This is a genomic window from Ancylomarina sp. 16SWW S1-10-2, assembly GCF_009669305.1.
In the GTDB taxonomy this organism is placed as follows: Bacteria; Bacteroidota; Bacteroidia; order Bacteroidales; family Marinifilaceae; genus Ancylomarina.
Genome location: NZ_SADB01000004.1, coordinates 240,530 through 254,382 on the forward strand (window position 1 = coordinate 240,530; position 13,853 = coordinate 254,382).

11 protein-coding genes are annotated in these 13,853 nt (G+C 31.5%); 1 reads left to right on the top strand and 10 read right to left on the bottom strand.

Features of this window, described 5'->3' with window-relative positions; all coding sequences use genetic code 11:
- Positions 1-118: 118 nt before the first annotated feature.
- The 4 genes from EMN46_RS05030 to EMN46_RS05045 form a co-directional block, all read right to left on the bottom strand.
- The gene (locus EMN46_RS05030; RefSeq protein ID WP_154199585.1) at positions 119-2,134 is read right to left on the bottom strand and encodes a tetratricopeptide repeat-containing sensor histidine kinase; all 2,016 of its coding nucleotides are present in this window, start codon (positions 2,132-2,134) and stop codon (positions 119-121) included.
- Between the two features lie 226 nt (positions 2,135-2,360).
- A complete protein-coding gene (locus EMN46_RS05035; protein WP_154199586.1) occupies positions 2,361-3,434 on the bottom strand; it encodes an outer membrane beta-barrel protein in 1,074 nt (357 codons plus the stop codon).
- Positions 3,435-3,560: 126 nt separating this feature from the next.
- Positions 3,561-4,646, bottom strand: a complete 1,086-nt coding sequence (locus tag EMN46_RS05040; protein ID WP_154199587.1) for an anti-sigma factor — start codon at positions 4,644-4,646, stop codon at positions 3,561-3,563.
- Between the two features lie 33 nt (positions 4,647-4,679).
- Complete coding sequence (locus EMN46_RS05045; RefSeq protein WP_154199588.1) at positions 4,680-5,165, bottom strand: RNA polymerase sigma factor; 486 nt, start codon at positions 5,163-5,165, stop codon at positions 4,680-4,682.
- 166 nt (positions 5,166-5,331) lie between these two features.
- On the opposite strand from EMN46_RS05045, the gene EMN46_RS05050 reads away from it, so the two are divergent.
- The gene (locus tag EMN46_RS05050; RefSeq protein WP_154199589.1) at positions 5,332-6,150 is read left to right on the top strand and encodes a 5'-nucleotidase, lipoprotein e(P4) family; all 819 of its coding nucleotides are present in this window, start codon (positions 5,332-5,334) and stop codon (positions 6,148-6,150) included.
- Positions 6,151-6,387: 237 nt separating this feature from the next.
- Here EMN46_RS05050 and EMN46_RS05055 read toward each other — a convergent pair whose 3' ends face one another.
- The 6 genes from EMN46_RS05055 to EMN46_RS05080 form a co-directional block, all read right to left on the bottom strand.
- Positions 6,388-6,696, bottom strand: a complete 309-nt coding sequence (locus EMN46_RS05055) for a hypothetical protein (RefSeq protein ID WP_154199590.1) — start codon at positions 6,694-6,696, stop codon at positions 6,388-6,390.
- Between the two features lie 310 nt (positions 6,697-7,006).
- Positions 7,007-8,071, bottom strand: a complete 1,065-nt coding sequence (gene corA, locus EMN46_RS05060; protein ID WP_154199591.1) for a magnesium/cobalt transporter CorA — start codon at positions 8,069-8,071, stop codon at positions 7,007-7,009.
- Between the two features lie 327 nt (positions 8,072-8,398).
- Positions 8,399-9,076 (bottom strand): haloacid dehalogenase type II, encoded by a 678-nt coding sequence (locus EMN46_RS05065; protein ID WP_154199592.1) that lies wholly within the window; start codon positions 9,074-9,076, stop codon positions 8,399-8,401.
- A 38-nt stretch (positions 9,077-9,114) separates the two neighbouring features.
- The gene (locus tag EMN46_RS05070) at positions 9,115-9,996 is read right to left on the bottom strand and encodes an alpha/beta hydrolase fold domain-containing protein (protein WP_195715187.1); all 882 of its coding nucleotides are present in this window, start codon (positions 9,994-9,996) and stop codon (positions 9,115-9,117) included.
- Between the two features lie 834 nt (positions 9,997-10,830).
- Entirely contained in the window at positions 10,831-12,165 is a 1,335-nt protein-coding gene (locus EMN46_RS05075; protein WP_154199594.1) for a ferric reductase-like transmembrane domain-containing protein, read from the bottom strand.
- Between the two features lie 140 nt (positions 12,166-12,305).
- Positions 12,306-13,055 (bottom strand): nitroreductase family protein, encoded by a 750-nt coding sequence (locus EMN46_RS05080; protein ID WP_154199595.1) that lies wholly within the window; start codon positions 13,053-13,055, stop codon positions 12,306-12,308.
- Positions 13,056-13,853 lie beyond the last annotated feature (798 nt).

Sequence of the window (13,853 nt, forward strand, 5' to 3'; positions counted from 1 at the left end):
TATGATTAAAATTTAGTTTAAGTATTCAGTGTTTTCTTAGACTATTTTTCCAGTATAGATACCATGAAGAGTGAATCTAAACAACTTATAATCTAAGTAGAATATGCTTCTATCAAATTTAAAGATTTAGTAGGGAATAGCTTGCTTCTTTTTTCACTAATTCCTTAAATTCTTTTTCGCTCAAAGGCTGGCGAGGAACTGTAAAGGTAAATGTGCTTCCTTTGTCTACTTCACTAATCACATTAAACCAACTATGATTCTTCGATAGAAAATCACGACACAAGGCTAAGCCAATTCCTGTTCCTTTTTCGTTTGCTGTACCGTCTGTTGTAAGCCCTTTATGAATATTTTGAATTTGATCTTTACGCATACCAACGCCATTATCAATAATCGAAACACTTACAAAATGTTCCCTTACTTCAGTACGAATTTCAATAATTCCATTTTTATTAGTGAACTTGATGGCATTAGAAATAAAATTTCGTAATACTGTTTGAATCATATTTCTATCACAGAAAATATCAATTTTATTATCTGTTGAAGTAAAGGTTTTAATTGATTTAATTTTTCCTAACTCCGATAATAATTCCATGTTCGAAAGAATTATGGGTTCGAGGTTCACTAATTCTAAGTTTGGGATAATAGAATGACTTTGGTTTCTAGCCCAAGCTAATAAGTTTTCTAAAAGTTCATAAGAGTTATTTGCAGAATGAAATAATGATCCTAAAAATTCCTTTTTTTCTTCTTCCGAAAAATCGAGGTCTTCTTCACCTATTAGCATTCTAAGTCCATTGCTAATGTTCCCTACTGATCCTCTTAAATCATGGGCAATTAATGAGAACATTTTATCTTTTGTTTCGTTAGCCGTTTTTAATTCACCTTCACTTTTGTGAAGCGCCTTATTTTTCTTAGAAATCTCTGTTGCATGCTGATTAGCCAAGCTTTTTTCAAGCTGTAAAATTTCCCTTTGTTTGCGGTTATTTCTAGTCCTGATAAATAAAATAAAGAAACTTATCATCAAGGTGATTAAAAGCGATAAACCTATGATGTATTGTCTAAGTATTTTACCGTCTTTAGTCTGGTTTTCTTCTCTTAAGCTCTCATTTTCAATATCTTTATCTCGAGTTGCTTGTTTAACTTCCAGATCTATAATTTTATTGCTTTGCTGATTTGCAATAATAGAATCTTTGTATGCTTGTGCTGTTTGATAGGCACTAAGTGCAGCAGAATAATTTTTCTCTTTTTTGTGATATTGCGAAAGAAAATCGTAATATTTACTATACAATCGGTGAGATTTTATATTTTTTGCGATGGTGTAGCCTTTATTCAGATGGTCAAAAGCCTTGTCGTTCTCATTGTGTTTTAAATAAAGAATAGCTAGGTTTAATTCAAACAAGGCTACGTTGTAGTTTTGACTATTATCTTGATGGTAACTTACAGCCTCTTCGTATATTTTAATTGCTTTTAGAATATCTCCCTTATCAGCATAGTAATTTCCTAGATCGTTTAGGATTGTAGAGATTAATTTATTGTCTTTAAGAGCTTTTGCCGATTTTAAAGCTTCATCAAGATAACCCGAAGCTAGGTCATGTTTGTTTTGTGATTTGAAATAAAGTCCGATCAGATTTAGAGACTTAATTTTACCTCTTTGGTCTTCTATTTTATTAAAAACGTCATAAGCTTCTTGCGCTAAGTCATAACATTTTTTAAAATTATCTAATTGATAATAAACAATACCTAGTTGAAGTGTGGTTTCCGCATTAATTTTAGAGAAATTATGTGTTTTTGAATATCGGTATGCATCGTGTAGATACTCTAAAGAAAGGCCGTATTGGTTATTAACATGGTAGGCACAACCTAAATAGTACATGGCTTTTGCAGCCTCTTTATAATAATCGAGGTTTGTAGCATGAGCAAGAGCTTCAAATGATATTTGAATAGCTTCTGAAGGATCTTGTTCCCAATATGCACGGCTCAACTCAAGGTAATTTTCTAATTTTTCACGCCCAGATGAATTAATATATATATTTCTAAGACTATCTATATGAGTTTTATTATGCTGAGTTTGGGAAAAGGTAATATGTGTCTCTAAAATAAGACAAAGTAAGATGAATATGTAGGTTACTTTTTTCACAATTAAGGCTGAATCTATTTATTAATATCTCAAATTAATATCCAGTTAACACAAAATAGGTGTGTCTTTCTGAAATTATAAAATATTATTTGAATACTAAATGGCAAGTTAAGGCATTAATCTGATAAATTTAAGTGTTCATCAATATAATATTGTCATTCATTTTATAATAAAAAACGTACTATACAATTGTATAGTACGTTTTTAAAGTGTTATTATGTTTTGTTTAAAATCGAACAAGAGTTAATCCTATTGTATAAGGTGTTAGTTCTGGACCTTTGTTTTTTCTAAATAAGTCAGTCATTCCATAGGTAGCAAAAAGATTGATTGCTCTGTATCCTATGCGGGCTTGAGCACTGTATCGAAAAGCTCTTAAATTGTAATCATCTCTATCTTTGTCTTTGTGTGAGTTACCATTCTTTTTGTATTTAACCTTGGTGTGAGTACCCAAACGAAGTCCTCCAACAAAACCAGCTGCCATATGTATTTCATGCTTGTTTTTTAATGGAATTTGATATTCAATTAATAGAGGAACTGTTAAGTAAAGTGACGTTAATTTTGATTTTTTTACACTCCAATCAGAATTGATAGGATCAGGGTAAATCATTCCATCATCACCTTCTGTTAAAGTAATATCTTCGTCGAATCGGTAATTATTCCATTCCAAACCCAAACCAGTTACCAAACCCATATTGGTTTTATTTTTTTGTAGGCTGATATCATATTGCAAAAAATTCAGGTTTATAGCTATCGATTTCACAAGATTTAAATCCATAAAGTCATTATCTGTAGAAGAATATTTTGAATAATCAGAGTTTGCAAAAGTATTTATGCCCACTTCAAATCCCGACCAATGACCTCTAAAGCTTGGTTTTTGGAAAGCTTTAGTTTCTGGGTCCCAACGACGTACTTTCTCAATTCTGACTTTAGTGCCATGCCAGCCATCTATAACATTAATTTGTTTACGACCAATTCTAATTTTAGTTGTGTCAGAATCATCTTCGTAATTGGCAAAATTTCTCAGTGAAACCTTAGTCCCATTCGAATTCTCTACAACTTTAAGAAAATCTTTTTTTAAGACTTTTACGTCTGTTGTATCCGAATAGATATTCTTTTTTTGTTGAAATTCAGTAGCCCTATATGTTGGCTTTTTCTTTACGGTTTTTTTATTAGACCAATTGTCTTGAATAATAATTTTCTTCTTTTTTAAACTATCGGTTTTTAAACTGTCTGTTACAACTTGTGCTTGGCTTCCTATTGTTAGAATAAGAGCTAATGCTAATAATAAGTATCGTTTCATATCATTAAAATTTCAGTAGTTGGTATAATTTGAGAATCGATAAAAGATTCTTTTTGTAATTTATAAATCAATAGTAAGACGAAGAAGATTCCGATTTGTTACAAGGGAAAGATAGATATATTGAAATTACTTTGTAGGGGTAGAAAAACCAATGCCTAAAGTATTGAATGCAACTCGGGTTTTATCTGTTTTAGGATCGTATTTTTTTTCTAAATTTATTTTTTTACCCGCAAATTTCCCTATTTGAGAGACTCCATAACTTGCTATTTTTAGTAATGTCGATTTTTCTTTGTTTTTATCGTCTCCTTGACTTGATTTCCAGGTAAGACCTAAAGATGCTAGCCCTGTGTTTTCTTTGTATGTAGTGTTTATATTGTTAATACCATCAAGTTTAGCTTTGGGTAAATTAATATTTTCGATGGCAAGTCGTTTATTATCTACGAGCAGTTGCTTAACAACAATTTTATCAATTGATTCTTTATTTGATATTGCGGCTCTATTGGGGAGTGCATCCGTTTTTATAATGCTTTTATGTTGTATTTTACCTTTAATTTTTGTCTTCGAAGTTTTGTCCTGTTTTTCTAGTGCTTTTGTATTGACACTATCTTTTTCTGTGCTTATATTTTTTTGAATCTTATTTTTTGTAGAATCTGGAGAAGCAATTGTCTGCCTTGTATTTTGGGAAATTTGCTCAATATTTAAATCAGAAGGTTTATTTTTAATCTCATTTGTCCAAATAGTAAATAAAAGAGCAATTGATGCTGCAGCTGCAAGCGATGTATAGGCAAATCTTATAAGAATAAGACCTTTGTTTCTTCGTCTTAGACTTTTCTTTTCTTTGAAAATAATAGATTGATCAGCTTCAAGTTTTGTTTTCTGATAGAGAGAAAGTTCTTTCTGTTTATTTGGATTAGAAGCTATATAATAATCAAAAGCTTTGTTCTCGTAGGTATCTAAGTCGCCTTCAATTTTTGCAATACAGAAGTCGTCGAGGTTTTCCTGAAAGGGGATATCTTTTAATGAATCTGATTCAACAGAAATAGTGATGCCTTCACATTCTATATTCATGTCCATCATTTCGTCCAATTCCTTTTTTAGATCAGGATTTTCAGCAAGAAACGACTCCAATGCGACCTTATCAGTAGCACTGATTTCTCCTTCGATATAATCGAGGAAGAATTCTTCGTAGTTGTTTCGTGTAATAACTTTCATGTTTTGTTTCTAAAATTTTATTGAACCAATTTTTCAAATAACAGTCTCCATATGTCCAATATATTCTTTCATCTTTTTTCTGGCTCTATAAATATATACTTTGACTTGCGATTCGCTTAATTCGGTTATTTCTGCAATTTCTTGATAATTGTAACCTTCGTAATCTCGAAGTAAAACAACTGATCTCTGAATAGCTGACAACCTTTCTAAAGCTTGATCCAATATCTCTTTTAAATCGGTATAGTGTTGCGAATGCGAATATTCCCGTACATCAACTTGATTGAAATCCTCTTTGCGTTTTTCTTTTCTAATCAAATCAATCATCGTTCTATAGGCAGTCGTGTATAAATACGATTTTACTTTTAGAAAGTTGATATTCTCTACATTTCGCCACATTTTTTCGAAACTATCTTGTACAATATCACGCGCCTTATCCTCGTCTTTAATGTTTTTGAGGATAAAACGAAACACGCCATCAGAGTGTTGATCGACACTTGTATTGTATTCTTCTAGTTTCATAGGTATTCTTCTCTATAACGGACAGCTCTTTTAAAAGTTACAGGCTATTGAAATTAATTTTAGAAACTATCTAAGCAATTTTAATTTTCATTAATTATTGTTTTTTATCTTCGCTTATAGACCATTTCTTAAATTGATACTAAGTTAAACATAAAATCTTAATAGTATGAAGCAACGAATTTTAGCCCTCCTTATTTTTACAATAGCCTTAGGTTCTTGTAATTCTTCAAATACTGAATCAACTCAGGCAGTAAAAGAGCAAAACGATTATTTAACCATGTCTACTTTGTGGTATCAAAGAGCATCAGAATGTCGAGCCTTATATTATCAGGCTTTCAATTTTGCAAAGCTTTCTTTAGTTGCCAACTTGGCTGAATCTAATAATGATAAGCCAAAAGCAGTTGTGGTTGATATTGACGAGACAGTTCTTGATAATAGTCCATTCGAAGCTTACTCTGTGAGAACAGGAAAGCAATATTCCAATGAACTTTGGCATGAGTGGACCGAAAAAGCGATAGCTAAGGCGACTCCAGGTGCTTTGAAGTTCTTATTGTTTGCAGAATCAAAGGGAGTAGAGACGTTTTATATTTCTAATAGATCGATGAGTGAAACAGCCGTGACTTTGAAAAATCTTAAAGCACTTGGTTTTCCTTTTGCCGATGAGGCTCATCTTTTATTAAAAACCGATACCAGTGTTAAAACGGTTCGTAGAAACAAAGTGTCAGAAACACATGATATTCTAATTTTGGCAGGCGATAATATTGGCGATTTTGATGAGCTGTTTGAAGATAGAAATCAGAATTCAGGTTTTGATACTGTTGATGACCATCATGCTGATTTTGGAAGTCGTTTTATTATTTTACCAAACCCAATGTATGGTTCTTGGGAGAAAGTTGCATTTAAAGCACAAAGAGGTTTGAGTCCTAAGGAAAATAACGATTTAAGGAAAAAGGCTTTATTTGGATATAAAGAGTTGGCAAACTAAGTAATGGTTTATATAAATTGTATGGAATCCCAATATCTATTGGGATTTTTTATTTGTAGAATTCCGTTCTTAAAAAGCTATCAATTTTGAGAATAGAAGGAGTCGGTTATCTAATTATTATATTCTAAATAGATTTCTTCAGAATGTAATATCTTAATGTGAAAATCCACTTAAGTCAGTTTGAACATCTATTGGTGAACATTCCTGAAATAAGTGGATTAAATATTAATGTGCGTATTATTTAAGCAATCCTAATAGACCACTAAGTTCAGATAAATCGATGCCCGAACTTTTATCAGCATCTAATACATCAAAGTTATCAGCAACCTCACCAATAGCTTCTGTTGATGAAATAGACTCATCTTTATTTGTGTCTAATAATGAAAATAGACTTGCGATGTCGGCTAGTTTAGAGTCAGGACTTAATGATGATAATAAAGAAGCTGCAGTACCACCGTATTGAGATACAGCATCTGTAACACTTTTTGTACTGCTACAACTTGCGAAGCTAGCAGTTATTGCTAGGACTAAAATAATTTTTTTCATTTTAAATTGAATTTTATTAATTTATAATATTTTAATTAACACCTTTTTACTGAATAATATCTATATATCGTTCGTGTATGTTAATTTTAAAAACAGCAAGAAACCGGTCAATAATATTTACTAGATTCTAAACGTCTCTATTTTTAGAATTGAACTTGTAATAACATAGTCGTATCCTCTAGCAATGTGAATATAAGAAGGTTTCTTTTTATATAACTCTCTAAGATAATCATTGTAATGTCTAAAGAAGTGCTTTTTACTTTAAAAATTCAGATTTCTTTAAACGAGGGTTATTTTTTATTGTGTTTGTTTATAGCCACTTTTTATTTCTAAAATACAATAGCATGCCTAATACAATAAAAATGAAAAGCCCCCACATTATAAAATAACTGTATTTGTAGTGAAGTTCAGGAACGTTGTCAAAATTTGTTCCATAAATACCTGCAATAAAGGTAAGTGGGATAAAAATGACTGAAAAAACCGTTAAAAATTTCATAATATCATTCAGTTTGCTGCTAATCGTAGTATGATATATATTTAATTGATCAGATAAAATTTCACGATAACTGTCAGAAGATTCACTGGCTTGACTTATATTATCTTGAAGCTCTTTAAAATGAACATGGTTACTGTCATCGATATATTCTGATTCCATTTTAGCCAAGGTGAAAATCATTTCTTTAGCTGGTTTAATATTTTTCCTTAGATAATTTAATTCATGTTTGTAGCTGTTAATTTCATTGATCACCTCATGCTTAGGATTCTGAAGGAGATTTTCTTCGAGTGTTTCAATTTTTTCCCCCAACAAACTGATAACATATAAGTAATTATCAATCACAATATCAAGTAGAGAAAAAGTCAAATAGTCAGTTCCGCCATTTCTTATTCTTTTTTTGTTTTTTCTAATACGCTCACGAATAGGTTCGAATACATCTCCCTTTTTTTCTTGAAATGTGATTAAAACAGACTTGGTTAAAATTAAGCTTAGGTTTTCAACAATTATAGACTCTGATTCGTTGTCATACTGCAACATTTTTAAGGATATTAAAGTACAATTATCATAGTCGGTAATCTTAGGTCGTGCTTCAGTATTCATAACTTCGCTCATAACGAGTCTGTCTAGATTAAACGAAGAAGAAATTTCTTTTATTATTTCTAGGTTATGAAGACCATCAATATTTAACCAAGTAACTGTGCTTTCATTCTTATATTGATTTATTTCGTTGACGGTTTCAATCGATTTTTCATTAAGATTGTTTGCGTCAAAGTCAATAATTCTCAATAAAACTTGATTTATCTTTTTGTCACCCCTAAAAATTAATTCATCTGGTGAAATACCAATATCTTGTTTCCGCTTTTTAATGAATCTTGTCATTTGTTCTTATTTAATTAAACACAAGGGGACTGATTTTATGTATTCCTATTTTGGAATATGCCATTCTCAATTTACAACTAATTATTTTCATTATTAATATCTTCCTATTTATTACTACGATTCCGAAACACTATTATTTTTGTTAAATGAAATGTAAGAGTAGTTATAATTCGTAGGTGTTTACCTTTATATTCTGTGGAATTTAAAATATAAGACATAAAAAAAAGCTGTAGATAAATCTACAACTTTCTATTATTCTTTGGAATTACTAAAATAAAGAATAAGAGCTAAACGGGCACTAGATTGTGCCAGATTAACAATAGATTTTTATTCATTCATTTCTAATTTCGAAGATAAATCCGTCAATTTATTTATTATTGTCGTAGGTTCAATTCCCCACGGGTCAAATATTGAATCAGGTGAACGCTGTACCCAAGCTGAACGCATCCCATATGAAATAGCTCCAATTACATCGAATGGGTTACTTGAAATCAACCAAGAATCTGATTTTGTAGAATTAGTCTCTGTATTGAAGTGTTTGTAAACCAATGGGTTTGGTTTGAAGGTTTTAATGTTTTCAACGCTTATAATTCCATCAAATCTCTCAATAATATTCGCATTAGTTAAAAGATTTGATACTGCCTTTTCACTACCATTTGAAAATGCAAATAATCTATGGCCCGATTTTTTTAGTTTTTTCAGTTCTGTGTCTACATCAGGAAAGGTTGGTAAAACAGAATACTCATCCATTAGAGAATCTATCTGTGCTTTGTTTAAATCAGTTTTGAATACCTCACAACAGTAGTTCAATGAATCTTTTGTACACACTGAAAAATCCACGTATTTATTCATTATTCCTCGTTTAAACGAGTACTCTAACTGTTTGTTCCTCCAGGTTTCCATGAACAGTTTTGCTTGTTCTCCAATCAGTTTCTCCAATGAATTATAGACTCCCGATGTATTTATCAATGTTCCGTAAACATCAAATGCTAAAGTGTATTTCATTTTTTATTCGTTATTTTAAATTTTGAATTCAGGTATTCCTAATCTTCTATGGAGTCTATATTCTCTAAAGAATTAATAATAATATCCATTGCATTTAATGATTCGGGCATCCCGAAAAGTGGGAAGGCATGCATCATATTTTCATACTCATAATACTTATATGAGATATTTTGTTTTTCTAATTTGGCGACTAAATCCTTGATGTCAGGTAAAAGGACTTCTTCAGTTCCTGTAATAATAGTAAAATGTCCTAACTGATTTAAGTCTCCATAAGTAGGAGACACAATAGAATTTTTAACATCAAAATCTCCTTTCCAATATTCTCCTAGCAAGGCGAGTGCTTTAGCATCAAGCATGTGGTCTCGTGTTTCTAACTCTTCTGTTATTAATGGATTATCCATGGAAATATCTACCCAGGGTGATATTAAAACAAGTTGATTTGTTGGATACAAATTATTGATTTTAATCTGTTGTGCTAAAGATAGAGCAAAACCACCTCCTGATGATTCCCCCATAAGGATAATTTTTTCATCAGTCCATGTTTCAGATAATTTTTTGTACATCATCATCATTTCGTGATGAACTTGCTTAGCATTCGTGTAAGGAGTTAATGGAGAAATTGGTATAATAACTTCGGCATCAATAGCTTCTCCAATATTTAATGCGAAATCAATATGTTCGTTCATTATTTCATTTACAAATCCACCACCATGAATATAAATTAGTTTTTTCTTAGTCGTTTTTTTTGTGAAAAATCTGTAAACATCGGTTTCTCCAAATGAATCTTTTATAAAACTTTTGTCTGTATCATCTTTCATTAGACTGTATCTAATTTCAGAGCCTGCTACCTTTTCATTCATGAACTCTTGTGCTATTTCTAAATTAGAAAATTGACTTGGTCCATTTTTATTTCCATCCATCAATTTTAAAACATCTGAAAATATTTGTGCCTTAATGCTCCTATGCTGTATTACTTTTGCGTTTATTGAGTATGCTACAATTATTACGCTAAAAAATATTATTGGATATAAGAGTTTCTTCGAAAGATTCATTTTGGAACAAATTTATGTTTAAATATATTTTAATTCGACACAAAACTAAGCAATCGTTTAGAAATTAAAAATATTTTAACTTTTTTTTTTTCAGTCTATTTAGTTGAATTTGAGATCGGAAGTTGTAGTCTAATTGGTACAACTCATAAATAAATGCAAAAGCATTACGTTTACTGAATTTATATGGGTCAGTAATGAGCACTAATTTTATTTATGTACTGAATTTACAAACAATAAGATCTCAACAAAATAAATAGGTTTAAATATAGAAAAGGCAGGAACTAAAATAGGAGCGAAGTTTTTGTGCTGTTTGGTTGTGGCAATTGGTCAGCATAATAAATGAAATGTGCATTCTGTTGTTTTCTCCGATTTATAATTCTTGGCTATTGAGTTGGCGATATGCTACCGCCTTTGGAGAATCTAAGATTCTTAACCTTAAACCAATAGGAGCACTTATAGTAATAGCTATATCCCATTGTCAATTATTCTAAATATAAGACATAAAAAAAGTTGTAGCACAAGCTACAACTTTATATTTTTTTGAAATTACCGCGCTTTAAAATAGTTTCGATTATGTCCCGATGTTCTAAAATTTGTTCGTTTTTATTCTGAACAAATAGTAGAAAAATGTGTGTTCGCCTTTAACTAATTTCCCTTCGTTAAGGATTAAACAAAGTTGCATTCGCCATCTTCTCAGATAAATTAGCGCATCTCAAATAATTCTTGATGGAATTTTGAATGAAGTCCATTTCCTTTTAGGTCTTTCTTTATTGATTTACCCATTTTTGAGGGGCCGCAAAACCAAACACTTGCAGATTCCCAATCCGAAACAGCGTTTCGGATATGTTCTCCTGAAATTAGAGCTGATTTTGAGGTATCGAATAAGTGTAAATTGATGTTGGCTTCTGCTGAGACTTGCTCTAATTTCTTCTTTAAATTAGCATCTAATTTAAATGCTGAGTAGAAAAAATCAATTTTTTGTTTGTTATCCAGTTGTGCCAAACGCTCCATTCGTGCTAAAAAAGGAGTGATACCTACACCTCCGGCTATCCATATTTGACTTTCTTTATTGTCGTTAAAAGTAAAATTGCCATAAGCACCTTCGAGTATTATCGAATCGCCAATTTTTAATTTATTAGCCAAATTATTAGTATAACCTCCAAGAGCCTTAATTGTAAAGCTTATATTTTTGGTTTTTTTATCCCAAGCCGAACTGATTGTAAAAGGATGGTGTGGCTCTTTCTTTTCAAATTTTAGAAATGCAAATTGCCCTTCATTATGTCCTTTCCATTTATCGCTTTTTACTATTAACTTTAACATATTCATGTCGGGATATGTGTTGATAGACTGAATAGAACCTTCATACTTTTGTTTTTTGCCCACTTGCCCAAAAAGAACAATAAACGAAGAAACTGTTCCTGCTATCATCATAATTGCCATAATTATACCAATGGGTTCCGTCCAATAATCGATATACATTAGTGCAAAAGAATGATAAACCAACACTAAATAAATTACCGCCATTGCAATGTGAGTTTTTGCAAAAAAACGATAGGGTATTTTCTTTAACAAGGCCATTGTGAGAAATAGAACTGTTAAATAAAAAGAGTATTCCCCTACTAAAAGAGCCGTAGATTCAAGAGATTCCAAAAACTCCGAAAATGTGCTAGGTTCAACGTTATCGGTGGCTCCAGAGATAGAATCCAAAATTATTATTTTATCCAAATGTGACCACCATTCTGGCAATTTTGATACTAACCAGTGCATAATAGAAAAGGAAAATGCAACAATACCAAGCCATTTATGCAGACGGTAAATTTTATCAAGTCCGCCCAAACGTCTCTCAATCAGTATGGGACGTGTTGCCAATAGCATTGAAAAAGTCATAGCAGAAAAAGCAATAATTCCGGTATATTGAGCCAAACTCTTAGTAAATAAGTTGGAATCAAACGGAATATACAGCAGTGTATTAGTCAAAAACCAAATTATTGTGATAAAAGTAATTGACACGCCGAGTGCTAGTTTTATTTTATTCATACAAGCTTTCCAATTTTATTAGAACTTCCTGCCATTAAGCTTATTTTCATTTTTGGGAATTTACTTTAGACGGCAAAATTTTAAAAAAAATGTAGAGAAACTTCAAGAGCTTCCTCTACATATAAAAAAAATACTTTCAATTAAAGTTCAGTAATCACATCTTCTTTTGCCATACGTGATTTAGGCAATTTACGGTTATAATCTTTTCCATCTTTGTGATAACCGATTGCTAAAGCAAAAGAACATTCGTAATCATCGCCTAACTCTTTGGCAAATTCTTCTTGAATTTCCTTAGCATTAACACCTTCCATTGGAGTAGAATCAATATTCAGGCGTGCTAATGCGTGCAACACGTTACCCAAAGCAATGTAAGATTGAGCTTTTGTCCAATGTCCATTGTTTCCATTTTCATCAGCCACCATTTCAGCAAATTTGAATGCTCCTTCTAGCTGTTTATCATATCCTTTTTGATTCAAGCGTCCGGCAGCCATATCAGCGTCTAATCGTTTTTTGTAATCTTCTTTGCTATAATGCACTTTATTGGCAAAAAGGATAATTTCCGACGCATTTTTAGCGTGTGGTTGATTGAATTTATAGTTTTCAAAAGTGTTTGCGAAACGTTGTTTTGCTTCATCACTTTTAATAACGATAAATTTCCACGGCTGCGAGTTAATTGAGGAAGGAGATAAGCGTAATACTTCTTCTATTGTTGCCAAATCTTCGGGTGAAACGTGTTTTGTTTTGTCGTAGGCTTTTGATGTATAGCGAGTGCTCAAATCTTCTATGATTTGATTACCAACAGAAACTTTTGGTGTTTCTCCTTTTTCTTTTGGTGTACAGGCTCCTAAAATTCCTGCGAAAACTGCTAAAATTAAAATTCTTTTTTTCATATTCTTAAATTATGTAATGTTCAACTATAATTTTTATAGTGCCAAAATAAATACAGTTTTAAAACTGCGCAATAACGGTCAAAAAGGATAGTGCATTTTACTATTGATAATATACTGAAAATAAGCTGTGTAGTATTCAAAAACAAACAAAAAAGGTTTGTGGATTTGTAGGATGTTGTATTCATATCGCTTGTCTGCTTGTGTATAACGTTGGTATATGAAACGCAGAACAGAGGGGAATACGACATGTCGGTTTATTATTTAGCTAAATAGAAATATTTAGCTTTTCTTCTATAAATGGCAATTTTTATATTTAGCCCAAGGGATTTACACGTATTCGTTACTCAGATTTCCCATAAAGTAGCAATTCTATCATCAGCACCTTCATATTGTAGCTATTGAGCAGTTTCATTCACACGAACGCTTAGTTGTTAGGCAGTGTAATAATTAATAGTTTCATTTAATTTTTTTTTAAATTGCTGCTAACGGAAAATTGTTTGTTACGTAAGGGTTTGTGTGTGATTATTTGTCTGGGTACGGACGAGATAATGAGCGGAAAACCGTTGATCGCATACCTTTAAAACCCTTATGGAATATATAAAAAGCTACTAAGCGTTATTTGTTTTATTTATTTCTTCAATTTTACGTTGCTTAGATTCAAGTAACAAATGCAACTGAAGGGATTTTAGATAAAAAAAGGAGATCTAATTTTTCAAGACAATGAGGAGAAATAGTCTCACCCATTGTCTATGTGGAATAAAAGTCTTTTTTTTACCACTAAAATCGCCAAACTAAAGT